13 protein-coding genes and 2 pseudogenes are annotated in these 25934 nt (G+C 71.4%); 8 read left to right on the top strand and 7 right to left on the bottom strand.

Translation table 11 applies throughout. From position 1 onward, the window contains the following. The first annotated feature begins 398 nt into the window (after nt 1–398). The 4 genes from AC27LF_RS00405 (at nt 399) to AC27LF_RS00420 (ending at nt 5412) form a co-directional block, all read left to right on the top strand. On the top strand, nt 399–1583 hold the full coding sequence (locus AC27LF_RS00405) for an MBL fold metallo-hydrolase (protein ID WP_479661998.1): 1185 nt from the start codon (nt 399–401) through the stop codon (nt 1581–1583). 656 nt (nt 1584–2239) lie between these two features. Continuing rightward, entirely contained in the window at nt 2240–3175 is a 936-nt protein-coding gene (locus AC27LF_RS00410) for an extracellular solute-binding protein (protein ID WP_479661997.1), read from the top strand. A gap of 28 nt (nt 3176–3203) precedes the next feature. Continuing rightward, nucleotides 3204–5111, top strand: coding sequence for an ABC transporter ATP-binding protein/permease (locus tag AC27LF_RS00415; RefSeq protein WP_479661996.1), 1908 nt, complete (start codon nt 3204–3206; stop codon nt 5109–5111). Between the two features lie 79 nt (nt 5112–5190). Beyond that, nucleotides 5191–5412 carry a hypothetical protein gene (locus AC27LF_RS00420; RefSeq protein ID WP_479661995.1) on the top strand — a complete coding sequence of 74 codons (222 nt, stop codon included), beginning with the start codon at nt 5191–5193 and terminating at the stop codon, nt 5410–5412. A 226-nt stretch (nt 5413–5638) separates the two neighbouring features. Here AC27LF_RS00420 and AC27LF_RS00425 read toward each other — a convergent pair whose 3' ends face one another. Then, nucleotides 5639–6028: a hypothetical protein gene (locus AC27LF_RS00425; RefSeq protein ID WP_479661994.1), complete on the bottom strand. Its 390-nt coding sequence runs from the start codon at nt 6026–6028 to the stop codon at nt 5639–5641. A gap of 142 nt (nt 6029–6170) precedes the next feature. Continuing rightward, a complete protein-coding gene (locus AC27LF_RS00430) occupies nt 6171–7391 on the bottom strand; it encodes a metallophosphoesterase (RefSeq protein ID WP_479661993.1) in 1221 nt (406 codons plus the stop codon). A 179-nt stretch (nt 7392–7570) separates the two neighbouring features. Here AC27LF_RS00430 and AC27LF_RS00435 point away from each other — a divergent pair, with 179 nt between their 5' ends. Next, nucleotides 7571–7753 (top strand): hypothetical protein, encoded by a 183-nt coding sequence (locus AC27LF_RS00435; RefSeq protein WP_479661992.1) that lies wholly within the window; start codon nt 7571–7573, stop codon nt 7751–7753. A 139-nt stretch (nt 7754–7892) separates the two neighbouring features. On the opposite strand, the gene AC27LF_RS00440 is transcribed toward AC27LF_RS00435, so the two are convergent. Beyond that, nucleotides 7893–8810, bottom strand: coding sequence for an endo-beta-N-acetylglucosaminidase H (locus AC27LF_RS00440; protein WP_479661991.1), 918 nt, complete (start codon nt 8808–8810; stop codon nt 7893–7895). Nucleotides 8811–9390: 580 nt separating this feature from the next. Between AC27LF_RS00440 and AC27LF_RS00445 the strand changes: the two genes are divergently transcribed. Further along, a complete protein-coding gene (locus AC27LF_RS00445; protein ID WP_479661990.1) occupies nt 9391–12111 on the top strand; it encodes an SdrD B-like domain-containing protein in 2721 nt (906 codons plus the stop codon). Between the two features lie 199 nt (nt 12112–12310). On the opposite strand, the pseudogene AC27LF_RS00450 reads toward AC27LF_RS00445, so the two are convergent. Continuing rightward, nucleotides 12311–12734, bottom strand: a pseudogene (locus AC27LF_RS00450) (DNA polymerase III subunit beta family protein); the annotation flags it as partial. On the opposite strand from AC27LF_RS00450, the pseudogene AC27LF_RS00455 reads away from it, so the two are divergent. Together AC27LF_RS00455 and AC27LF_RS00460 are read left to right on the top strand one after the other, a co-directional pair. Beyond that, nucleotides 12706–13107, top strand: a pseudogene (locus AC27LF_RS00455) (transposase); the annotation flags it as partial. The pseudogenes AC27LF_RS00450 and AC27LF_RS00455 sit on opposite strands and share 29 nt — an antisense overlap. Nucleotides 13108–13213: 106 nt before the next feature. Beyond that, nucleotides 13214–13483, top strand: coding sequence for a polymorphic toxin type 27 domain-containing protein (locus AC27LF_RS00460; RefSeq protein ID WP_479664405.1), 270 nt, complete (start codon nt 13214–13216; stop codon nt 13481–13483). A gap of 814 nt (nt 13484–14297) precedes the next feature. On the opposite strand, the gene AC27LF_RS00465 is transcribed toward AC27LF_RS00460, so the two are convergent. The 3 genes from AC27LF_RS00465 to AC27LF_RS00475 are packed head-to-tail and all read right to left on the bottom strand — an operon-like array spanning nt 14298 to nt 25839. Continuing rightward, the gene (locus AC27LF_RS00465) at nt 14298–15224 is read right to left on the bottom strand and encodes a ricin-type beta-trefoil lectin domain protein (RefSeq protein WP_479661989.1); all 927 of its coding nucleotides are present in this window, start codon (nt 15222–15224) and stop codon (nt 14298–14300) included. A 29-nt stretch (nt 15225–15253) separates the two neighbouring features. Next, the gene (locus tag AC27LF_RS00470; RefSeq protein ID WP_479661988.1) at nt 15254–17860 is read right to left on the bottom strand and encodes a right-handed parallel beta-helix repeat-containing protein; all 2607 of its coding nucleotides are present in this window, start codon (nt 17858–17860) and stop codon (nt 15254–15256) included. Further along, the gene (locus AC27LF_RS00475; RefSeq protein ID WP_487227775.1) at nt 17857–25839 is read right to left on the bottom strand and encodes a hypothetical protein; all 7983 of its coding nucleotides are present in this window, start codon (nt 25837–25839) and stop codon (nt 17857–17859) included. The genes AC27LF_RS00470 and AC27LF_RS00475 overlap by 4 nt, the downstream gene beginning before the upstream one ends. Nucleotides 25840–25934: the final 95 nt, after the last annotated feature.

Raw genomic sequence — 25934 nt, forward strand, 5'->3', positions numbered from 1 at the left:
GTGAGAGTGCGCCAGGTCACCGTCGGCGGCATGGGCGAAGGCGGCGGCGACCGGTTTCTCCTTGGTCGAGTAGCGGTCCAGCACGAGCCCGTTGCCCCCTGCACGGCGGCCGCATCGGCGATCCGGCCCGCCGCCATGCCCCGTGGCTCGGTCTGCTCGACGGCGTTCCGCGGCAGCTTCTCCTGCCGCTCGGCCGCGCTCTCGCCCCGCGGTCACCCGCACCTCACCGGCCGCCAGGGCCTCGTGAGGGCGCTCGCCCCGCGGGCGCTCGGTGCGCGACCGGTCGACCAGGTGCCGGCCCGCGCGGCCGGCGCGGGCGTACGACCCCAGGTACCGCCGGTGGCACGCCCGGGGATTGACCATAATGGAGGACTCCACCGACTCCACCAGGAGGTACCGTGTCCGGTTTGCGTTCCCTGAGCTCCGGGCTCCGCTCGCTGCAGCCCGCGGCCTTCGGCGCTGACCCGGGCGGGGCCCGCCTGGCGCGCATCCGCACGTCGCCCCACTTCAAGGACGGCGTCTTCCAGAACCCCGGCGGCCCCGCCCGGACCCGGCCCTCCGGGTCGATGCTGGACTTCGCCAAGGTCTACTTCGACCGGGACCAGCGGCCCCGCCGCGCCCCGCGAGGCGCGGTCCGGGTGCACGCCACCACCCTCGCCGACCTGTCCCGGCCGCCCGCCACCGGGCTCCGGCTCACCTGGATGGGCCACTCCAGCGTGCTCGCGGAGATCGACGGGCACCGGGTGCTCTTCGACCCCGTCTGGGGCGAGCGCTGCTCCCCGTTCGCGTTCGCCGGGCCCAAGCGGCTGCACCCGGTGCCGCTGCCGCTGGCCGCGCTCGGCCCCGTCGACGTCGTGGTCATCTCGCACGACCACTACGACCACCTGGACCTGCCCACGATCAAGGTGCTGGCCGGCACGGACACCCTGTTCGCGGTGCCCCTCGGCGTCGGCGCCCACCTCGAACACTGGGGGGTGTCCGCCGACCGGCTGCGGGAGCTTGACTGGCACGAGTCGACCCGCGTCGGCGGGCTCACCCTCACGGCCACCCCCGCCCGGCACTTCTGCGGTCGCGGCCTGCGCAACACGCAGCACACCCTCTGGGCCTCCTGGGCCGTCGTCGGCGACCGCCACCGGATCTACCACAGCGGCGACACCGGCTACTTCGAGGGCTTCAAGGACATGGGAGCCGAGCACGGCCCGTTCGACGCCACGATGATCCAGATCGGCGCCTACAGCGAGTTCTGGCCCGACATCCACATGACCCCCGAGGAGGGCCTGCGAGCCCACCTCGATCTCCAGGGCGGGCGGGCGCACGGGGCGCTGCTACCGATCCACTGGGGCACCTTCAACCTGGCCGCCCACGCCTGGGCCGAGCCGGGGGAGTGGACGCTGGCCGCGGCCGACGCGGTCGGCCAGGCGGTCGCCGTCCCCGTCCCGGGCCAGCCCTTCGAGCCCGCAGGCGACCTTCCCACGCGCCCCTGGTGGCGGGATGTCTCCCTGCCGCTGAACCGCACGTGGCCCGTTCCGGAGACCGCCCCGACGACGACCCCCGACGACCTCGACCTCGTGGGCGAGGGCTGACCGTGGATGAGTTGAGGCGCGTGACGGAAGTTCTCGCAGCCATGACGGAGACCGAGCGAGACCAGGCCCTGCGGCCCATCGACGGGCCGACGCGAACAGGCGTCGCAGCTCCGGGTGTTGCCCTCCGCCTGTCGTAGGGGCGCGAGGATGCGCGTGACCGTGAACGGCGCGGCGCCGCGACAGAGATGACCGTGCCGCGACAGGCCGGCCACTCTCCTGACGAAGGAGAACCACCCCGGTCAAGGTCGCTGGATCAAGTGCCCGGTCGGTTCTGTCGGCGAGAACGACAGACACTCCTGGACCATCCGCTCACGCCTGTCGTGCCTGCGGCGTGGACGTGCCAGCCCCGCCCCCGCTGTGCTGTCGGGACCGCGGCAGGCCGGCCGGTTAGGATGGATTTCAGCCCTTTTCCCTGTGCGGCTCGTTCGGGGCGGCAGGGAGCCAAGGTACATCCCACGTGAACATGCCCGGGGTGGCGCGGGCTGCGGCGCCTCGTAGCCGGTCCCGGTGCAGTGCACGAGTGTGCACCAAGCGCGATCCGCAGCCGCGGCGCGGCGGCACGGCGAGTGCCACCGCGTGCCCGAGCGGGCCTGATACGTACAGGTGGCGGCCGGTGCGTACCCGTGCTCCGCAGTCAGCGGGAAGGGGGAACGTACATGCGTATGACAGGGTGGACTCGTCGTTGGACGCGGGTGCAGGCGCTGGGTGCGCTGGCGGCGGCTGCGGCCCTTGTCGCCGGTTGCGGCAGTGCCGGCGGCGGCCAGGCAGCCGGGCAGGCCGCGGCCGGTGCCGGGGGGCACGGCGTCGTGCAGGTGCTGTACTGCGGGTCGCTGCAGAACTTGATGGAACACGATCTCGGCCCGAAGTTCGGCGCTGCCACGGGCTATCAGTACCGCGGGGTTGGCGGAGGCTCCACCGAACTCGCCCACCAGATCAAGGGCAAGGTACGCCAGGCCGATGTCTTCGTCAGTGCCAAACCCGACGTCAACGACTCCCTGAAGGGCGCGGCCAACGGTGACTGGGTGTCGTGGTACGCCACGTTCGGCAGCGCCCCAGTGAAGATCGCGTACAACCCGCACAGCAAGTTCGCCGCCGAACTGAAGGCGAAACCCTGGTACCAGGTGATCACCGAGCCGGGCTTCCGGCTGGGCCGGACCGATCCCAAGCTCGACCCCAAGGGAGAGCTTTCCGTGCAGGCCCTCCAGCAGGCGTCCCGGATCTACAAGGAGCCCGGCCTGGCCTCCTCGGTCGAGAAGACCTCCCAGGTCTTCCCGGAACAGGAACTCGACGGGCGGCTGCAGTCGGGCCAGCTCGATGCCGCCTTCTACTACAGCAACGAAGCCACCGAGCAGCACTTGCCCACCGTCGACCTCGGCAAGGTGCAGGTCGCCGCCCACTTCACCGTCACGGTCCTCAACCGCGCGGCCAACCCCGCGGGGGCCACCGCCTTCGTGCGCTACCTGCTGGGTGACCAGGGCAGGGCCGGCCTGACTGCGCACAACGTGACCCTCTCTTCACCCACCGTCTCCGGGAACACCGCGGCCGTCCCCGCAAAGCTGCGTTCCGTACTGCAGACGAAGGCTGCCGGCTGACCACGAACCCTTGAGGAAGGAGAAGGCGGTGGGTCCGCGACCAGCGCAGGGACGTCGCGGTCGTGTCCGCTTCCTGGGCACGCCGCTGCCCTGGCTCGCCGCTCTCCTCCTGCTGTACCTGCTGGCCCCGCTGGGTGCCTTCGTCGCTTGGGCGGCCGGCGCTCCGCGCGGTGCGCTGACCGCGCCCGGCCTCGGGGACGCGTTGACCGTCTCATTGGAGACCGCGACGATCGCCACCGCGATCATCACCGTCCTCGGCGTGCCCCTGGCCTACCTCCTCGCCCAGACCCACGGCCGCATCGCCACCCTGGTGGGGGTGGCAGTGCAGCTCCCGCTGGCCCTGCCACCGCTGATGAGCGGCATCCTGCTGCTCTACATCGTCGGCCCGTACGCGCCGCTCGGACGGTTCTTCGGCGGCCGGCTCACCGACCACGTGGCCGGGATCATGCTGGCCCAGGTCTTCGTCGCGGCCCCCTTCCTCATCATCGCCGCACGCTCCGCCTTCGCCGCCCTCGACCCGGATCTGTCCGATGTCGCCGCCACCCTGGGCCATGGACGCCTCTCCCGATTCACCCGCGTCTCCCTGCCCGGCGCCGCCCCGGGCATCCAGGCCGGCCTGCTCCTGACCTGGCTGCGCGCCTTCGGCGAGTTCGGCGCCACCGTCGTCCTCGCCTACCACCCCTACTCGCTCCCGGTATACACCTACGTCCAATTCGGCAGCACCGGGCTGACCGCGACCTTGCTGCCCGTCGCCGTGAGCCTTGCCGCCGCCGTGGCCGTCCTGGCCGTCAGCCTCTGCACCGCACACCTGCGACTGCCCCGCCGCCGTCGCACCGCGCTCCCCACTCCCCGCGCCCCACGCGCCCGGACCAGCTCACGCCTCGCCTTCGACCTGCGCGCCCGATCCGGCAGCTTCCAACTGCACGTCGCGCACGCATCCCGCGGGCGTCACCTGGCCATACTGGGCCCCTCAGGCGCCGGCAAGTCACTGACCCTGCGCCTGGTGGCCGGCCTCACCCGCCCCGACGACGGACACGTCCTCTTGGACGACGACGACCTCACGGCACTGCCTCCCGAGCGCCGGGGCGTCGGCTACGTCCCCCAGGACGCCAGCCTCATCCCGCACCTGTCGGTGTGGCAACAGGTCACCTTCGGCACCGACACCGACCCGGCCCTGGCCGTCCACTGGCTCCGCCAGCTCGGCCTCGACGGTCTACAGCACCGCCTGCCCCACCAGCTCTCCGGCGGCCAGCGCCGACGCGTCGCCCTCGCCCGCGCCCTCGCCCGCGACCCCCGTCTCCTCCTGCTCGACGAGCCGTTCACCGGCCTGGACACCCTCGTCCGCGACGAACTGCGATGGGAACTGCGCCGCCTCCAGCAGGGCACCGCCCCCACCACCGTGATCATCACCCACGATCCCCAGGACGCGGCCCTCCTCGCCGACGACATACTCATCCTCGCCCACGGCCGGCTCGTTCAGGCCGGAAACCAGCGCGAGGTCTTCGCCCACCCCGCCACCCCGGAGGCCGCACGCCTGCTCGGCATCCGCAACCTGCACACCGGTCGCCTCACGGACCCCCACACCCTCGAAGTCGACGGCGCCCACATCACCGTGACCACCGATCTCCCCGCCGGCACGCCGGTCGCCTGGTGCATCCGCCCCGAGGACATCCGCCTCACCGACACCGGCGGACACCCGGCGACCATCATCGACACCGTGCACCTGGGCCCCATCACCGAGATCCGCGCCCTCCTGGCCAACGGACACGAAATGAGCATTGCCGTCCCGCCACAGGGCGTCCCCGCGACCACCGACGGCTGCCGAATCCAGTTGCCCCCAGAAGCCATCACCGTCTGGCCGGCGCCTCCCGACTCCATCCAGCACCCGCTCGCCTCCCGCACCGGCCGGCACCCACCCACCTACCGCACCCCCTGACCGAAGGCGCGACCGGCACAACTCCATCGACCTCACCCGCGAACCGGTCACCGCCCTGCCCGTCGTCTTCGTCCTCGCCGTGTACCTGCTGGCCGCCGCCGCGCTGCGCCTGGTGGAACACATGCGCACCCAGGCCGCCGCCGTCACCGAAGACACCCCCGACCACCGGCTCGACGCGCCGCCCAGCCGCGGCAGCTTGACTCTGCGCGTGATCGCGCCGCTTACGACGGCTGGTAGGGGGAATGCCCAAACATGTTTCGGGCGCACCCCGGCAGCACTCGAACGTGCGGCCACGCGCTGAGAAAGCTCCCGCTCCCCGAGGCAGAATGCACGCCGCGCCGGTTCGACCTCCGCCGCCACCGCATGCTCCTGCCCGGGCAGCCACCCGGCGTCAACCACCGACCACGGGCCGGCCCATGCACCATGACACCCCGAAACCGGCACCCGCGGCGGCCGGCGGGCCGCTCCCTGTGATCGACCGCTGTAGCTCACGCGGTCGGCGTCGGTCGGGTCGCCGCGTCCGCGGTCTAGTGGGCGATGCGGTTGACCCAGAGCCGCATCTGACCGTTTGCCGGATCGAGGGTCACGTAGTCGTCGTCACCGTCCTTGTCGGCGTCCATGAACCGGACCTTGTTGCCGTCGCCCGTGCCGGCCGCGACGAGGCCCAGGCTCTTCCAGCCGTTCCCGCCGGGGATGTCGCCGCCGTCGTTGCGCCAGACGTTCAGCTCACCGGCGGCACCGAGGATCCCATAGTCGTCATCGCCGTCCCCGTCGAAGTCCATCAGACGAATGCCGGCCGCCGGGGCGAGGCCGCCCAGCGCGTGGACCCCCGTGCCGAGCCACCTGGCGACATCGTTGAGCGTGTAGTCCGCCGTGTTGATCGTGGCGAGCCCGCCGCCCACCACGCAGTTGCTCACCCGAAGCCTCTCGCCGAACTCGACCGGGCCGCGGCGGCCTTCCTCATCCGCCAGGGCATCGCCGAGGAGCCGCTGACCCGGGAACCTCCCCTGAACTTCGCACCGGCCCCGGCCTCACCAGGATGTGCCGGCTCGGCCAGTGCTACGGCGAGGTGGGCAGGTGCGGGCTGCGGAGGACCAGCAGGGTGATCTCGCTGGGGGCGAAGACGCGGAACGGCGGGCCCCAGAAGCCGGTGCCGCGGCTGGTGTAGAGGAGGGTGCGGGGGCCGTGGTGGCTGAGGCCGGCGAGGGCGGGTTGGTCGATGCGGACGAGGTGGTGGAAGGGCCAGATCTGGCCGCCGTGGGTGTGGCCGGAGAGCTGGAGGTCGATGCCGGCGGCCGCCGCCCGGTCGACGAACTTGGGCTGGTGTGCCAAGAGCAGGACGGGCAGGCCGGGGTCGGCGCCGTGCAGGGCTCCGGCAAGGTGGGCGCGGTGGCCTGCCAGGCCGGAGGACTCGGCGGTGACGTCGTCCACGCCGGCGACCACGAGCAAGTCGCCGCCGCGTTCGAGCAGCAGATGCCGGTTGCGCAGCGGCTCCCAGCCCAGCTCGTCCATCAGGTCGACCCAGCCTTGGGCCTCGCTGTAGTACTCGTGGTTGCCGGTGACGTAAACACGGGCCCGGGTGGCCCGCACGGTACCGAGTGGCACGGCCTGGGCGCGACGGCGTTCGGCCGTGCCGTCCGCGATGTCGCCGGTGTGGCAGACCAGGTCGGCGTCCAGAGCGTTCACGGTCTCGCACACCCGTGCCGACCAGCGAGTGCGATCGAGTGGGCCGTAGTGGGTGTCGGTGATGAGGACGACACGGATGCCGTCCAGCCCGGCACCCAGGCGCGGGAGTTGCACGTCGAGTCGGCGTACGCGTGGCACGCGGCGGGCCTCGGCGTACCCCCAGGCGAGCAGTACGGCGGTTACGCCGAGGACGGCCCATGTGACGATTCGGGCGCGGTCCTGACTCTCCTCGACGCCGGCCACGGTCAGGGCGAGCCGCAGGAGGACGCCGAGCAGAACGGACCAGGTGAACAGGACCCAACTGGTACCCAGCAGGGTGTCACCGATGATCGCCGCCCGGTCCTGTTGGCGCCGCCCGTGGCCGCGTGCCATCGCGAGCGGCATACATATGAGGCCGAGGGCGAACAGGGCGGTGCCGGCCAGCGTGACGGGCAGCGGCCAGTGCTGGCCGGCGTACAGGAGCACCCAACAGGGCACGGCCCACAGCAGGAAGGGGGCGATCAGCGGGATGTAGCGCGTCAGACGGTGCAGTCGGCTCTGCCGCGGCGCTTGCGCCTCACCCTCGGCGGGCCGGGTGTCGCTGGTGTCGGTCACGCTTCCCCTCTCTGGCCGGACTGCCGTCTCGCGCACTGTATCCGGTCGTCCTCGGGCCGGCCGGACCGGCATTCATGGGGAGCGGCCCCTTGGGCCGAGGGGCCCTCCAGAGCGTGGGACGGACGGTGCCCGTCAGCCGTCCTCGGCGATCAGGAAGCCGCGCAGGCCGGGAAGCCTCCGTGCCGTCCACCGTTGACGACCAGAAGGTCCACCCCTCCACCTGGTCGTCCCCGGTCGCCATCCGTGCTGCGGACGTGGGCGTGGCCAAGGGCTGCCGGAAGCACATGATGATGCCGTCCGGGGGCATGCCGCACGCCTCGCAAGCCATGTCGGGACCGTCGGCCCCGTCGAGGCCGCAGTAGACGCCGCCGCGCTTCCCGGGGATCAGCCGGGTTCCGCGGACATCGCCGGGCGTGATGCCGACCGCCCCGGGCACACCGCCGGACACCTCGTGACCCGCGCCGCTGACATCGTTGTCGGCGGCGCGGTCCGTGCGGTGTCCTACGGCGTGCGGACGGCGTCACTGCCGTACAGCTCCCTGGTGAACGCGGAGACGTCGGCGCTGCGATCGGTGCCGTCGAGGTTGTACGTCAGATAGACGCCGTATCCCTCGCTGACGGTGCGACGGGCGAGACTGGCGGCCGTGCTCCGTGAGGTCCGGCCGATCTCGACGGCCGCCGGTGACAGCTTCGACTTGGGCAGTGCGATGCCGGGGACCTGCCAGGTGCCGTAGTAGGGGTTCCAGGCGTAGTCGAACTTGGTGGAGACGTCGACGCCGCCGTAGGACAGGCGCGAGGCGGCCGGGCCGATGTTGTAGAGGCTGATGATCTTGTCCGGCATGTTCGCGCGCAGTGCCGTCACGAGGTGCACGAACGAGCTGTCGTTGGGCTGGGTGGTGCCGTTGTTGCCGTACTCGGCGTATTCGTCGTCGAAGTCGATGCCGTCGAGACCGTACGTGCCCACGGCGTCCGACATCTGCTTCGCGAATGCCGAAGCCGCCTGCTGAGACGTGAAGTTGGCGAATCCCGCGCCCTGGTGGTTGCCGAGCACCGAGAGCACGACCTTGATGCCCTTCTGCTGCAACGGCCGTATCTCCGTGGCGGCGTTGTCGAGGACGCGCTGCACGTTCTCGTTGAAGTGCAGATACGCCGCCTTCGTGCTCGTGTCGTAGTTGATGTTCGCCGCGAAGATCACGGCGACGTCGAAGACGTTGCCGCCACCGTTGGCGAGTGTGTACTTGCCTACGTTGAGCATGCTGTTGTTGTTCACCTCGACGTAGGCCACCGAGGTCGGCCCCTGCTTGGCGGCGGCGGGGGCCGCCGCCGCGCCGGTCGTGGCGGTCGTGCCGAAGGCGAGGGCCGCTACGGCCGAGAGCGCGAGCACGGTGGTCCGCGCTCTGCTCCGTACCAGAGTGAACATCGTTGGTCGTCTCCTATCGCGTGGTCGGCGCCCGCCTTGTTCGGAAGCGCCGAGTGAGCTATCCGAGCTTTCCGCCGCCGCGACCGGATACCGAGACGCGTGGGCGAACTCTTCACGACTTCCCCACGCGACTCCTCGCAACTCCGAGTCGCCGCAACTCCGAGACAGCCCATACGAGTTGGGCTCGCTGCTACGAACGCCGTATGACGGTCATTGACGCCTGCCTCGGCCTCGCGGACACGGTCGGCGCCATCCGCAGCCTCGTCCGCCGCGCCTGGACCACTCACCGCCGGAACAACCGACCCGACCGCCATCCGTGCACACACGCCCGCCGGCGCGTCGAGCTGCGATTCCCAGAGCCGGGTGCGGCAGTACTCCAGAGCCCGGTCAGCGCCCGAACCGCTCGGTGGTGCGCCGTTGTGGGACTCCCCTTCGTCGCTCATTCGGCTTGTCTGTTCGTCATATCAAAGGGTCGTGGAGATCTTTACCTACGCGAGCAGGCTCGCTCCGGATGCATGTTCAGCGACGGAGGAAGGAATCGGTAGTGGATCAGTGGCAGCGCCGGCGATGGTCCGGCGGTATGTCCTTGGCCCTGTCGGCCGCGTTATCGGCGTCGCTCGCGGCGACGGGGGTGGTCACGGCGGTGTCCCCGGCGGTGGCCGACTCCGGGGACGGTGACGCGACCGTCCGGGTCGTGCGTGAGGTGAACGCGAACGGCAAGTGGGACCAGGCGCTGGAACCGGGCATGGCCGGGGTCACGGTCGTACTGACCGACGACGCCGGGCGGTCGGTCACCGGGACGACGCAGGCGGACGGCACGGTGAAGCTGACGCCGGGCAACAGCCTGGGCGGCGGCAAGTACCGGATCGAGGTGAAGAACCCCGACCAGGGCGTGCTGTTCCCCGGGTTCGCCTCGGCGCGGCCCAACCTGATCGACCCGACGGTGCTGTCGTCCAACGTGGAGTTCGTGGACCTGTCCGGCGGCAAGAACGTGGAGATCACCACCTCGTTCTGGTCCCCGGAGGACTACTGCCAGAAGAACGTCACCCTGGTCGCCATCTGCCAGAACCCCACGATCCCGCCGCCGAACCCGACGCCGCCGGGCAAGCGCACGGTGTCGTCGTTCTCGTTCAACACGCGGGGTGACGCCGTCAAGAACCCGGACCTGGTCACCGACCTGGCGGACGAGGCCACCACCGGCACGCTGTGGGGCTCCGGCTACAACCGGGTGACCAAGCAGCTGTTCACCGCCGCGTACGCCAAGCGGGGCACCGAGTACGGTCCCGGCGGTGCGGGTGCGATCTACCGGATCGACCCGGCCACCAAGCAGACCTCGCTGTTCACCAAGGTCCCCAACGCGGGCACCACCCAGCACCGGCCGGACGTCAACATGGACCTGGCGTTCGGTCCCCGGGTGGGCAAGGAGTCGCTGGGCGACCTGGACGTCAGCCCGGACGGCAAGGACCTGTACGTCGTCAACCTGAACGACCGCAGGCTCTACCGCTACGACGCCACGCAGACCTCCGCGGCCCAGGAGAAGGCGTCGTACGCCATCAAGGACCCGGGCTGTGCCGCGCCCGGCGACTGGCGCCCCTTCGGCCTGGGCATCCAGGACGGCAAGGTGTACGTCGGCGGTGTCTGCTCGGGCGAGTCCACCGGCAGCAGGGCCGACATGCGGGCCGTCGTGCAGGTCTTCGACCCGGTCACCGGCCAGTTCACCGGCACGGTCATGGACCAGCCGCTGAGCTACCCGCGCGGCGGCTGGGCGGGGGAGGGCTCCGAGACCTGGTGCAGTGGCCGTGGCTGGTTCCCGTGGACCAACACCCGGCCCGCGACCCAGAACGGCGTGGAATGCACCCGCGCCGTGATCCAGAACCCGGAGCCGGAGCTCTCAGACATCGACTTCGAGACCAACGGCGACATGGTCGTCAGCTTCGCCGACCGCTTCGCCGACCGCGCCGGCTGGGCCCTGCCCGAGTTCCCCGGCACCGGCTGGCCGGCCACGACCGCGACCAACGGCGGTGACATCAACCGGGCCTGCCGTGGCGGCAACCACATGTTCGTCCTGGACGGCAACGGCGGCTGCAAGAACAACGCCACCCCGGAGAACAACGGCGGATACCAGGCTCCGGACGTCCGGGAGTTCTACCCGGGTGACTACGCGGCGGGCGGGGCCGGCTGGCACTCGGAGACCGCCGAGGGGTCTGTGGTCATCTCCAAGGTGGAGGACACCCTGGCCCTCATTTCGGAGGACCCCATCCAGGACCCGATCACCGGGCACGGTCTGGCGTGGATCAACCGCAGTGACGGCACCCGTGCGGCCCATGACAACACCGGTGGCATCTACCTGAACAACGACTTCGGCAAGGCCCGTGGCATCGGCGACCTGGAGATGATGTGCGACGAGGCGCCGTTGCAGATCGGCAACCGGGTCTGGAAGGACACGGACCAGGACGGCATCCAGGACCCCGGTGAGGAGCCGGTGGTGGGTGCCACGGTCAACCTGTACGACGCGGCCGGCAACAAGGTCGGTACGGCGGTCACCAACGAGCGGGGCGAGTACTACTTCGACTCGACCGTGACCAAGAACGTCAAGCCGGAGGACTTCCAGTACGGCAAGACGTACACCGTGAAGATGGACAACCCGGCCGACTACCAGGCCGGTGGCGTCCTGGACGGCTGGAAGCCGACCCGGCCCAACCAGGGCGGCAACGACCAGATCGACTCCAGCGGTGAGACGTCCGGCAACCCGTTCCCGGCCGTCCAGGTCACCCCGAAGGGCGCCGGCCAGAACGACCACGGCGCCGACTTCGGCTTCGTGAACCCGCAGGCCGACCTGTCCGTGATCAAGATCGGCCCGGCCATGGTGGGCCCGGGCGAGGACATCGAGTACCAGATCATCGTCACCAACAACGGGCCCAACCGCTCCACGCGTTGGACGATCACCGACCCGCTGCCCGACGGGATCACCAACGCCCGTACCTCCAACGCGGACTGCGGTATCGCCGCCGGCAAACTGACCTGCTCCGGCGGCCCGCTGGACGTCGGTGAGAGCCACACCATCACCGTCCGCGCCAACGCGCCCATGGAGACCGTAGCCGTGCTGGAGAACTGCGCGAAGGTCGAGGGCGCGGAGCCCGACCCCAACCCCGACAACAACAACTCCTGCTGGGTGAGCGAGGTTCCGATCCCCGGGACCCCGGTCATCGACCCGGCCATCGGTGGCGCGGCCGCCGCGGCGGCCCTCGGCGGCTTCCTCCTGATCCGCCGCCGCCGCACCACCAGCGGAGCCGCCATGTAACAAGCCACCATCCCTCTCTGCCAATGGAACGAGCGGTCCCTCCCCGTCACCACGGGGAGGGACCGCTCGTCTCAGGTGACGCCGTTCGGCAGTGGCGGTGTGCCTCACGCAGGGGAACCGGGCGCGGCGGCTCGTGGTGCGCGGTCCCGCCCGGCGATGGCCTCGGCGACCTCATGGATGGCACCACGAAGCAGGTCACCGCGATGGGCATGGCCAGGGTGGTGAGATCGCCGCGGTCGGCGGAGCGGATCGTGACGGGCCGTTCGTCTCCCCTCAGGTCGAGCATCACGTCGGGCCCGATCGCGGTGCTCACTGCGGGATAGAGCGTGGTATCGGCAATGCCGGTCCTCTCGGCCGGCCAGGCGCAGCCAGATCCCGTGCGGCACCGCTTCGAGCCGTACCAGCGCGCTGCGGCGGATTTCGGTCACCGCGGCCCGCATCTCGTCCCCGTCGACCGTGCCGGCCCACGTCTGCCCGGGTGGTTCAGCCGGCACGAGAGTGCGGGTGGAGAGCCGGTACCGGTCGGTCGCGGTGAGGGCGACCGCCTCATGACTCGCCTCGATGCGCAGGCCGGCCAGTACCGGAAGCCCGGACGCGAAGGCGCTCAGGCCCGTCTGCACCGCGCCGACCGAGGAGGCCGCGCTGGAGCGGTTCGTGGAGTTCACCGATGCCCGGGGCGGGAAGTATCCGGCGATCGTCCGGCTCTGGGAGGCGGCCTGGGCGGAGTTCGTACCCTTCCTTCAGTTCGACGTGGAGATCCGCAAGATCGTCTGTACCACCAACGCGATCGAGAGCATCAACGCGCGGATACGCAAGGCCGTCCGGGTCCGGGGGCACTTCCCCGCCGTCCAAGCCGCCCTCACATGCGTATACCTCGCCGTCATGAGCCTGGACCCGACCGGCACCGGACGCAAACGCTGGACCATGCGTTGGAAGGCCGCGCTCCAAGCCTTCGACATCACCTTCGACGGCCGGCTCACCGCCGGGCGCCGCTGAACAAAACCGACCGAGTTCCACCGTTCGCTACAAAGACCCGCTGCGCAAGAACGGCCTGAGAGAATTCGCCGACGGTAAGGGCTATACTCACTATCTGGATAGCGATATTTGGGAGGCAGAAGTTCGTGCGGCCGCCCATAACCCGAATGTCAGGCTTCATGTGTCGCTCGATGGGTTCCGTGGAGCCGACCCCGCTGAACAGTTTGCCAGCGCCTATCGCAATGGCAGTGGAAATAATTGGTTTGCGACAGAGCGGGAGATGTATCACGTGGGGAAGGCTGTGCGAGTGGGTGATCGATCGTGGGATAGTATCACGTTCTATCGAGGTGGATCCGAAGTGAAGGTTCCCATGCCTGATTTTCTTTCTGGAGGGTGACACATGGAGAAAGTCGTAGGATGGGAACGCGAGTTCCAGGTGTGGCAGTACTCCGTCAGTCACTCCACGTTGCTCCTGCGTAGCGTCAACGTGGAAGGCTTTGAGACGCGAATCGATGTCCTTTTCACGGCGGTTGAACTGATGCACCTGCAGCCCTACTGTGCGCGCCTGGAAATCAGTGAGGCAACTAGTGAGGAGAAGGGGGAATTTTTGGGTGACCGACTAGTCGCAAAGGTCCCTGGGAAGCTCTATCTCCTTAACGGTGGGGAAGGCTATGTTCTGGCGCGACGATGTGCCTGGCACGAGGATCTTGGCGATCATCATTCGCCCTCAAAATTCGGTCCACTCAGGGGTACTGAATAATTTTCGCGTAGTCTGGTCTGGGGTTCTTTCCTTCGTTACCTCCGAGTCGGCGAACGGGCAGCCTCGGTTGACATCGGAATGAATCCCAGGGACGCTTCACAGGATTTCCTCCCGCAGATATCGGCGAGAAATCCACGGTGGCGGTGACGCGGATGTGGGCCTGGCCGAGGAATTCCTTGTTGGCGACGGGTTCGACGCCCTGTTCGAGGGGCAGGGTGGCGGTCGAGTGGCGAAGGCGGTGGAAGCGGGTGCGGCGGAGCCCGGCGCGGTTGAGGAAGCTGTCGGTGTGGTTGGCCGGTTCGCGAGGGCGGGTAGTCGGAGTGGTGTAGACGAGGCCGGTGTCACTCCGGGCTGCCACCGGCCTGTGCCGTTTCCTGTCCTGCCGCTGCCTGTGCTCTTCGAGGGAGGGGGCCGTGCACCTGAGACGTGGGTGGCGTGGCGGCGCCGAGGGTCAGGGCACGTTCCACTTCTGGGCCGCGTTGCCTGAGCACCAGGCGATCTGGAGGGGGGTGCCGTTGGCTGTGGAGGCGTTCGCGACGTCCAGGCACTTGTCCGCGGCGACGTTGACGATGTCGTTGCCGGGCGAGTAGCGCCACTGCGTGGTGTTCGTCGTGTCGCAGGCCGCCATGACCACCCGCGTCCCGTCGTTGGTGGACCGCCCCGCCAGCGACAGACAGCGCCCGTCCTTGCGCAGTGTGCCGTTCGCGGCGAACTGCCAGGTCTGGTCAGCGCCGCCGTCACAGGGGTACAACTGCAATGCGGTGCCCACGAGTTGGACGCAGCGGCCGACGAACGCGCCGTAGCGGCCCACGATCGGTCCGAGCGGGCGGGAGAAGTCCTGCGCCGGCGCCTTCACCGTCGAGCCCTGCTCGGTGGCGGTCTTCTCGCCGGACGACTTCGACGACGACCCCGACGAGCCCGACGAGCCCGACGACGACCCCGACGATTTCCCGCCGCCCGACTCCGGTGCCCGCTGGGTCACCGTGACCGGAGCGGCCGGCTGGACCACCCTGGGCTGGTCACTCTTCGGGTGGCTCTCGGCCTTCTTCGACGCGGACGCGGACGCGCTCGGCCGGGGCGACGTCACACTCGGCGACGGGGCGGCCGGCGCGGACGTCGCCGGCGGGGACGTCGCCCGGTCGGCCGAGGCGGTGGTGATCTCGTCCGTGCCGTGCCGCCCGGTGTCGGCGGCGACCACCGCGGACACGGTGACGGTGGCCGAGACGGCGGCGGCCCAGCCCAGCGTGACCCACACCCGGCGGCCGGGCACCAGCCCGTGCGGCGCACGGGCTGGTCGGCGCCGGAACGCCTCGGCGAAGGGACGCTCGGCCCCGGTACGAACCGGGGTCTTCGGGGACGGCGAGTCGGGTGCGGGCATGATGTCGGCGCTCCTGTGGGGGACGGGGGTCACAACAGGTCTTGCTCGTCCAGCTGCATCAGCTGTGCGGGCGCGGGATCGGTCAGTTCGGACATGCGCAACGCCTGGCGTTCCGTCATGGCCTGGAACAGCTGCCGTGCGGTGCGTCCGTTGCCGAACTGCGCACCGCGCGGGATGTTCTCGACGTGCGTCGCAAGGGCCCGGCGGGCCGCGTCGGTGAGTTCGTAGCGGTGCCGCTGGGCGTGGTGCTCCACGATGCTGACCAACTCGGCCGAGGTGTAGTCGGCGAACAGCAGCGTGCGGCTGAACCGCGACGACAGACCCGGGTTCGAGGCGACGAACCGGTCCATGTCGCCGGGGTAGCCGGCCGCGATGACGACCACCTCGTCGCGGTGGTCCTCCATCAGCTTCACCAGCGTCGAGATCGCCTCGGTTCCGAAGTCGTTGGCCGCGCCGGCCGGCACCAGCGCGTACGCCTCGTCGATGAACAGCACCCCGCCGCGCGCCCGGTGGAATGCCTCCGTGGTCTTCGGGCCCGTGTGTCCGACGTACTCGCCCACCAGGGCGCTGCGGTCGACCTCGACCAGATGGCCGCGCGCCAGCAGCCCCAGCGCCTTCAGCAGCCGGCCGTACAGCCGGGCCACCGTGGTCTTGCCGGTGCCCGGGTTGCCGGCGAACACCAGATGGCGGCTGAGCGGCGGCGCGGGCAGGCCCGCCTGCTCCCGCAGCCGTACCGTCTGCATGAGCTTGACCATGCCGTTCACATCGCGTTTGACGCCGTCAAGACCGACCAGTTCGTCCAGCTCGGCCAGCAGGTCCTCCAGCGTCTCGGGCTCCGGCTCGGGCTCCCCCTGCTGCCACAGCTCGTCCGTACCCGACGCGCTCCCACGGGCCCTCGGGCCCTCCGGCTGCTCCGGGGCGCCCGGGAACGTCACCGGCGCGGACGGTCCGGGACGGTCCGCGAGGGCGGGCAGCACGGGGGTGCGCACCCGGACCGCGGCGCAGTCCTCGAACACCGGGTCCGCGCCGTCCGCGAGTGCCACGTCCTGGCCGCAGTCGAAGAACCGGCAGCCCCTGAAACGCACTTCGGCGCCCTTGCCGACGTGCACCGCGGGGAAGGCGGATGCGGACAGGTCGCAGTGGTCGAAGGAGCCGCTGACCGCCTCCCCGACGAGAATGCCGTTCTTGCCGCAGTCCGCGACCCGCAGGTCCCGCACCTGAACGGACGCGGCGCGCTCCAGGACCAGACCGCTGCCCGCCGCCCCGGACACCGCGCCGCCCGTGAGCCGCAGCCGTCCGCCGCCGTCCACGGCCACGCCCGCGCCGCCGGCCTCGGCGATGCGGACGTCCGCCACGACGGCCTCCGCGTCCGGCCCGATCTCCACCCCGCTGCGCCGCTGCCCGCTCACCGCACAGCCGCGCACCTCGGACGCGACCGCGGCCACGGACCGCAGACGCACCCCGGTGTCGCCGCCGCGCAGCCGCAGCCCGGTCAGCGTCACCCGGGCCTCGTCCTGGACGTCCACCCCGCAACTGGCCGGATCCACCACAAAGGTGTCCTCGACCTCGGCTGTGGCCGTACCTGAGGCGGCGATGCCGTGGTCCCGGCCGCCGCGCACCCGGCAGCCGGTCAGCACGGCCGTGGCCCGGTCCGTGAGCCGTACGGCGGTGGCACCCGCGCCGTCGACCAGCGTGCCCGCGCAGAACGCGGACGCGGCGGAGGCCAGCAGCACACCGTGCCCGTGCGGCGCCTCCAGACGGCAGTCGCGCACCTCGATACGGGCCTGGTCGGATGCCGTGACGGCGTGGTCGAGCGCACCGCTGACCCGGCAGTCCACCAGTGTCGTACGGGCCGTGTGCGAGGAGCGCACCCCGGTCCGGGCCGGGCCGACGACGCGGCAGTCGGACAGCTCCGCCAGCGCCTCGTCCTGCACCAGCACCCCGTGCCGGCCCGCGCCGACGACCGAACAGTCCCGGGCGAGCAGCCGCGACGCCCCCTTGGCCCGCAGCGCCGAACCCGACGTACCGCTCACCCGCAGCCGCTCGGCGATCAGCACCGAACGACCGGACAGCACCACACCGATGCCGTCCACCTCGTCGACCACCGAGTCCACGGCCCGGGCCCGCGCGTCCCCGGTCAGATGCAGGGCGGTGCCCAGCGCGCCGCTCAGCCGTGTGTCGCTCAGCAGCAGCACCCCGCCGCCGTCCACCGGGTCGGCCAGCTCAGCCGCCAGGGTGTGGTCCGGCCCGAGTACGGCGTTCGCCGCCGCGGACCTCCCGTCCGCGGAGCCGAGCACCTCGATCCGCCCGCCGGTCACCTCGCACCGGTCGACCGTCAGGCCCGCCGCGTCCTCGACCCGGACCAGCGGCTGCGCCGGGTCGGCGCCCGTCAGGTGCAGTCCGCGCAGCACACAGCCCGGGGCGGTCACCGTGACCGCCGGGCCCTGCGGGGACCGCAGCACGACGGAGCCGGGGCCTGCCTCCGCCTCCAGCACCACCCTGCGGGTGAACGTCACGGACTCCGTGTAGTGGCCCGGTGCCACCGTCACGACGGCCCCCGCGGGGGCGGCGGCCAGTGCCGCGGCGATGCTCCGATGGGTGCCCCGGCCCCTGGCGGCGACCTTGACGGCCGTCATCGCGGCCCCCCGTTCTGGTTGTCCTCGCCCGAGCCCTGGTACCAGCCCGGGTTGATCGACTCGCGCAGCGCGCCCGCGAGGTACATGTTCGCGAAGACCTTGTCGATGAGCTTGCCGAGCCCGGCGACCGCGAAGATGTCGAAGAAACCCTGCCGGTGGTACCAGCGGCCGGCCAGGTTCTGGGTGATCGCGGTACGGGCCATGCCCAGGCTGACCGCGCCGGCCACGCCGCCCGCCATGCCGAACAGGCCGGCCAGCAGCGCGTCACCGCCCTGGAGGTGCACGGTGTTGCCGTCCTTGTCCTTGATGCCGAAGATCGCCGCGGTGGCGGCACCGCCGATGAACCCGGACACCGACCCGCTGACCAGGCCCACGCCGAAGTCGTAGGCGCCCGAACGCCAGCGTGTCACCTTCTCGTTGCCGCCGAACTCGCCCGCCCACGTGTCGTCGTTGGGGCGCCGCGGATAGGGGTTGCCCTGGTCGACCTGGCTCAGCCCGGTCTTCCACGGGCCGCCGCGGTGCGCGGCGAAGTGCCCGGCCGCGAAGCCGCCCTTGACACCCGCGGCCACACTGGCGCCGAACGCCGCCTTGCCCACGTCCGACCAGCCGAACGGGGTGCCGGTGGCCGCCGCGATGATGCCGTACACGGCGAGGTTCATGCCGAAGTCGAGCAGCCACTCCTGGAGCATGTCGACGACGACCGCCTGGACCGCCTTGTCGACGAACGGGGTGTAGGTGGACACGCCGTTGTAGGTGTGGCCCCACTCCCACCGGTTGGGCTCGCGCCACATCCGGCTGAAGCCCCGGTACTCGTTGAAGACGCCGGTGAAGTTGGTCTCCCGGCCGATGAGCGTGTGACGGCCGAGGAAGTCGGTCTGCCACACGTATCCGGAGATGGTGCGCTCCTCGATGAGCGTGACACCGTCCTTGCCGAAGCGGCGCCACTGCTTGTGCCAGTCCTCGCTCTCCAGGAAGGTGCCGTCCGGCAGTTCGACCTTGCGGCCCAGCTCGATGCCGTTCTCGTACTCCTTCCAGGCGTGCGCCTTGAACGCGTCGCCGGGCGAGGGCACGTACTCCCGGACGCGGTGCGGGGAGTCGGCGAAGTGGGGGGTGCCGGCCGGGCGGGCGGGGATCTCCTGGACGACCCGGTGGTTGAGGCTGGTGACCGAGTCCTCGAACCGCGCTCCGGGCCGCCAGTCGGCGAGCGCGTTGCCGTGCCCGTCGAACCACCGGCGGACCCGGTCGCCGGCGCCGGTGCCGAAGTTCTTCACCGCGCCGTCCGCTCCGACCTTGTTCCAGTGCCAGCCGCTGCCCGCGGCCGGCCCGCGCCAGGCGTCCACGACCGTGCCGTCGGAGAGCAGCCGGTGGTCGCGCACCAGCGCGCCCGTGGCGTCGAAGTCCTGGTACGACTCGCGGTCCCAGCCCCAGCGGGTGACGTCCCCGCGCTCGAAGTTGACCTTGCGGACGCCGCTGCTGCCCAGGCTGTCCGTCCAGCGGATCGTGCCGTCCGGCATCCTGGTCGCGGTGACCTCCACGGGCCGGCCGCCGCCGGGCGCCGGCCAGGTGTCCTTGCGGGCCACGACCAGGCCGTGGTGGTCGTAGCGGGTCCAGTCGCCGCCCCCGAGGTGCCCGAGCCGGCCGGGACGGCCGGGCGTGGGACGGAAGTCGATGACGGTGCCGTCGGCCAGACCGACCCGCACCACCTTCCACTCCTTGGCCGCGTCGGGCGAGTACCAGTCGAAGTCGCGCAGGTCCGTGGTGACCCGCTCCTGCCAGCGCACCGGCGGCAGGCCGTTGCCGAACCCGGCGGGCAGCGGGGTGAAGTCCCCCTGGTGGTACGTGCGATGGCCCCGGGGCCCGCCCTCGCCCTGGGAGAACGGCAGATAGCCCCTCTCCTGCCCGGCGACCCCGTCCGGCAGCTCCACGTCGCCGGTCTTCACGGTGTCACCGCTGAGCAGCTTGCGGGTCTCGCGCACCACCTCGCCGCCGCGGGTCACATCGGTGACGGTCCCGTTCATGCTGACGAAGCGGATGCCGTGCGTGCTGGCGCCGCTCGCCGCGGTCTCGGTCCAGTGGTGCACCTGGAGCCTGCTGTCGCCGCGCAGCCAGGGCACCTCGTGCAGGTTCGCGGCCCGGTAGTCGCCGCTCATCGCCCAGCGGAAGGCGACCGGCGGGCGCTGCTCGGCGAACCGGCGGCTCTCCAGGAAACCGCCGTTCGCGAGGGTCAGTCCGCGGCCGTTCTCCTTGCCGTGCGCGGACCAGGACGTGTAGTCCCTCTTCGGCACGCCGTCGGCGCCCAACTCGGTCTGCTGATAGCGCCGTACGTCGTGCGCGGAGAACTGGAACCGTCCCCACTTCTCCTGCATCACGACCCGTTCGCCGCTGACCGGGTGGGGCATCGTGTCGGTGAAGCCGCGCCCCGGACCCCAGTGCCGGGTGCCCTCGGCGACCTGCTGGAACTCGCTGTCGAACCGGGTCCACCGGGTCGGTCCGGAAAAGCCCTGCGTGACCGGGCGGTTGTCGAGTTCGGCGAGTACGTGGCCGCCGTCCGGGTTCTCCTGGAAGTGGCGCACGCGCGGGCTGCCGCTGCCCGAACCGGTCACGTCGAACCAGCTGCGTCCGCTCTCGCCCCAGTGCCGCGTCCCGACCCGGACGACCGTGCCGTCCGCGGCGAACTCCGTCCACACGCCCCGCTGGTTGAACCGGCCGAAGGTGCCGACGCCGGCCCGGGAGTGGTAGGCGTCCACGGTGTGCCCGCCGGGCAGCGGGCGCCGCTCCATGACCTGGACCCCGGAGTGGCTGACCAGGCTCACCCGGCCGTTGGCCAGGCCCTTGCCGTCGATCGTGCCCGTGTCGTACCAGCGCCGGGTGGACGGGGCCCGCACGGGCACACCGGTGCCGTCCAGCCGGACCCGCTCCCAACTGGGCTTGGCGGCCCCGTCGGGGGCGTGGTCCAGGCGCAGGTACTCGTTCGGTTTGACCGTGCCCCGGTCGATGACGTTGATCCGCTGCTCGGTGAGCCGGCCGTCGGCGTCGTACACCTTGTACTCGCCGTGGTGCGGGCCGGGGCCCGGGTGGTCGATGCGGTAACCGCCGCCCGGGGTGCGGCTGAACGTGCCGTGCGGGGTGTCGGGTACGGCGTTCAGATCGCCGTCGAGCAGGGTGTGGGTGTCCGTGCGCACGAAGCGCGTACCCACCCCGTCCGAGAGCTGTACGGCGTCGAAGGCGTGCGTGCCCTGGCCGTCGGCGACGCGGACGACATGGCCGCCGTCGGCGGGCGGGGTGAGGGTGTGCGTGTGGGCGCCGCCGCCGTCGAAGAGCCGTACCGTGCCGTCGGATCCGGTGATGTGGTGCCCGCCGTGCGGCCGGACGGTCACCGTGGCGCCGTCGATCCTCGTCAGATCCGTGTCCAGCAACTCCCGCGCCCCGCCCGGATGGAGGCGGATCGACTCACCTGTGGACAGCCGGGCCGCGGTGAACTCCGTTCGGCCGTCGGGGGTGTGCAGCCGCGTGGTGGCGCCGTCGACGACGACCAGCCGGCCGTCCGGCAGGGCGGTCACCGAACCGTGCGGGACGTTCGTGCCGTCGGCGGCCTTCAACGCCGCGGGACCGCCGCCGTGCGGCAGATGCGCGAAGTGCGCGGTGCCCGCCAGCGCCACCACGTCGTGGGTGAACGTGCCGTCAGGTGCCACGACGACGCCCCGATCGCCCTGCTGGATCCGCCAGGCACCGCCGGGCTGGGCATGCACCGTCGCGCCGTCGAGGGCGGCCGTGCCGTCCGGCGCGATGTGCAGCCGCTGACCCGCGTGCGGGCCGCCCTGAAGAGTGAGCAGATCGTGCGTGTGCGCCCCGTCCAGGGCGTGGATCCGCGTCCGGTTGGCGATGCCGCTCGGGATGTGGAACTCGTTGTTGTGGAGGGTGATGGGGCCGCGGTGGGTGCCGTGGGTGTCGACGCGGGTGGGGGTGTGGGTGTGGAGGTCTTGGTAGGCGTATTCGTCGGTGCCGTGGAGGGGGGTGGCGTGGTGGGTGGGTGTGCCGTGGGGGTTGATGACGGTGTGGGTGGTGCCGTGGTCGACGCGGAAGCCGCCGCCTGTTTGGGGGGTGGCGGTGGTGTGGTGGGGTGGTGGGGTGGGTGTGCCGTGGGCGTCGGTGAAGTGGAGGGTGGTGCCGTCGCGGCTGGGCAGGACGTGTATGTCGCCGCCTGCGCCGTCGGTGAGCCGGGTGCCGGTGCGGGTGGGCAGTCCGGTGGTGGCGTCGTGGAGTCGGAAGCCGGTGGCGGTGGGGATGTGGAATTCGTCGTTGTGGAGGGTGATGGGGCCGCGGTGGGTGCCGTGGGTGTCGACGCGGGTGGGGGTGTGGGTGTGGAGGTCTTGGTAGGCGTATTCGTCGGTGCCGTGGAGGGGGGTGGCGTGGTGGGTGGGGGTGCCGTGGGGGTTGATGACGGTGTGGGTGGTGCCGTGGTCGACGCGGAAGCCGCCGCCTGTTTGGGGGGTGGCGGTGGTGTGGTGGGGTGGTGGGGTGGGTGTGCCGTGGGCGTCGGTGAAGTGGAGGGTGGTGCCGTCGCGGCTGGGCAGGACGTGTATGTCGCCGCCTGCGCCGTCGGTGAGCCGCGTCCCGGTCCGGGTGGGCAGTCCGGTGCCGGGGTCGAACAGCTGGAAGCCCCGGCCGCTCGGCACCAGCAGCTCGCTGCCGTCCCAGCCCACCCGTCCCACCGGCGCCGGGGTGTTCGCGAGCGGCACATGCCGGGCCGTGTTGGCGTTCAGGACGTCGATGGCGACCGTCGTACCGCGGAAGTCGCCGCCGGCCAGGGTGATCAGCCGCTCGTCGGACACCGGACGCAGCCCGTCCGCGCCGGGCACCAGATCGATGCTGCGCACCTCCACCGGGCCCACCCGCCGCTCCACGTGCACCAGATCGGTGCCGTCCGGCTGCGGCACGTGCCGCACCGTCACCGGCCCCGGCCCATGCACCCCGTCGCCTGCCGCCCTGACCCCGACGACGCCGCCCGTGGAGGCGTCGAACCGCAGCTCGATACGGGTGCCCTGGAGCCCCGGCACGTCCAGGACACGCGGCGCGGGCGCGGCGGACGCCGCGACGGCGGTGCCCGGCGCGGGCGTGTGCGACGACGAACCCGCAACCGGCATCAGCTCGATGTGCGAGGTGTGCCCGCCCGCCGGAATGACCTGCATGTCCCCGATACGGCCGTAGTCGGGCGCCTGGAGTGCGTAGCTCCAGCGGTGCGTCGTACCGTCCGGCAGGACGTGCTCGATCCGCAGGACGTCCTGGCCGTTCACCTCGATGTGCCGGGCCGACAGGCCCCGCACACCGTCCGGGTTGACCAGGGTGACATGGGCGCGCTCGGCGCCGCTGCCCGGCCGGACGTCCACCCGCACCCCCGGCAGCGAGACGTCGATGTCGCCGAACGTGTGCTGGAGGTTCAACTGCACGCTGTGCACCATCCGCACCTCCACGGTGCGCTGCGCCAGCGCCGACAGGTCCACCCGGCCCAGCTTCGGCAGGTCCACGAACACCGCGCCGCCGCCCGGATGGCCGAGCCCCCCGGAGGCGGCCGGGGACGGCGCCGGTGTCGGGCTCACCCGGGACACCTCCAGGGAGGCCGGCGGCACCGCGGTGGCGTGCGGGCCCGGCGCGGCCTGGCCGACGGCCGGCGTGCGCACCCCGTCGAGCGGGACGGTCTGCGCCGGGGCCTCCAGATGCCCGGTCCGAACGACGGGCGTCTCCGCGTGCGGCGCGGATATAGAGGGCACGGCCATATGCCGGACATCTACCACACCGGCCTCCACAGTGGATGGCGCCACCACATCCGGGTGGCCGGCCCGGCCCGCGACCGCCATGTCGACCTGCGCGACCGACGGTGTGGAGACGTCCACGGACCGGCCGATCGCGGGCACCTCGACCCGCGCCACGGACGGCGCCGTCACATCCACGTTCCGGGCGGCCGACGTCAGGTTGACCTGCGCCACGGACGGCGCCGTCACATCCACGTTCCGGGCGGCCGACGTCAGGTTGACCTGCGCCACGGACGGCACGTCCATCCTGCCCGCAGCGCCCACGGCCGGCAGGTCGCTCACCCGGGCGCCCACCGCCGGCGGGTCCAGCTTCGCGACGGCGGGACCGTGCGTCACCGAGCCCAGGCTCGGCACGTTCACCTGCCCCACGGCCGGCACGTTCACCTGCCCCGGCGTGGGCACGTGCACCTGGCCGGGCGTCGGCACGCCGAGCTGCCCGAGGGCCGGGGTGTGCACCGCGCCCAGCCCGCCCACCGCCGTCTGGTCGAGCCGGCCCACGCCGCTCGTGCCCAGGTGCGGCAGGCCGATGTGCTGGGCGGTGACGGTGCCGACGCCCGCGCCCGCGGACGGCACATGCACCCCGTGCGGGCCCGGGGCGGCCACCGAGGACACCGGGCCCAGCGTGGGTAGATGGACACCCGCCACGCCCAGCGATCCGGTCGCCGGCACATCGACCAGCTTGGCGCCCATGCCGGGCACCGGAGCGCGGAAGGACGCCCCGAGCCCCTGCAGCCCGCCGACGTCGACGCGGCCGATCGCGTCGGACACCGACAGCGACGGCAGCCCGTGCAGGCCGGTGCCGAAGGAGCCGCCGCCGCTCGGGGCGAACCGGGAGGCGTTGAGGTGCGGCAGCGACCCCAGATCGCCCACCGGGTGCATCAGGGAGAGACCGGACGCCACCCCGCCGCTGATCTTGCTGCCCGCCCCGAGGAACTGCCCGCCGGCGAAGGCGCCGTAGCGGTACATGCCGAAGATGCCGCGGTCGATGACGCCGACCTTCAACGCGAAGACCAGACCGTGGCCCAACTCGTCGGCGGCGACCGGCAGGAACAGCCGCAGCCCGTTCAGCCCGCGCACCCCATTGACCAGACTGCTGCCCAGCGAGGCGCCGATACCGCGGATGCCGTTGACGGCGCCCATCAGCGACCGCAGCCCGAAGAACGTCTTGGCACCCATCAGGTTGATGACGGTCATCTCGACCGCGGCCGGCACGAAACGCACCCCGCCCCCCAGGGTGTTACCGCCCATGGTGAAGCCCTTGGGGCCGGGCATGAACCGCACACCGGCCGTGAACTTCAGCCCGTTCAGGCCGTTCAGGCCGCGCAGCCAGGCGTTGCTCGCCTGGAACACGTCATCGACGCCGAGGGTGAGGCGACCGAGCAGCCCGAACGCGTTGGGGCCGCCCATGAAGAGGTCCCGGGCGCCCTTGAACGCGCCGCTGCCGAGCCCCTTCAGCCCCTTCCACAGATCACCGAGGCGCATGCCCTTGGTGGTGGGCGCGATCACCCCGATGATCGACAGCACCAGATCGGTGATGCTCGCCTTGCCCTGCGAGAAGTCCACGGCCGTCTTGATCAGCAGGGCCACGTTCAGACCGATGGTGAACAGGGCCAGCGGACCGCCCACGATCATCGCCGGGATCACCAGGATCAGCGCCAGCCAGCCCAGCGCCTTCCAGAACTCCTCGCACTCGTCGATCGGCGAGGCGATGCTGTACGCCGCCTCGCGCAGCACCGACGCCGCCGTGCCGGCCGCCGACTCCAACTGGCTCCCGGCGTCCTCGGCGATCGACTTCTGCGCCTCGCGCCCGGCCTCGTCGTCCTCCGCGAGACCGGCCGCCGCGGCCAGCGCCTCGTCCGCCCGCCGCTGCTGCTCGCGCATCACACCCACATAGGTGCGCAGCGCGCCCTGCACGTCCTTGTGGGCCTGCCGGAACGTCGACACGTAATTGCGCAGGTCCTCGTCGATCACCTTGCGCAGCGCGTCCGCGGTCTTGCCGACGAACACACCGTCCGTGGTGTTCTTGATCGAGGTCAGGCCCTCGTCGATGGTGTCCGCCAGCGTGACGAGGGAGTCCTGGGAGGTGATCACCGCGTCGATTCCGTCCGGATCGCCCGGAGTCGGGTCGCCGCCCAGGCCGAGTGCGCTCCAGTCGGTGGGACGGGGCATCGCGCTGCGCTCTCCTTCCGCCGGCACCCGGACGGGGCCGCTCGCCGAGCGGGCCCGCAGGCCCCCTGAGTACAACGAACCAGCACCCGCGAACG

Source organism: Streptomyces diversicolor, assembly GCF_057537855.1.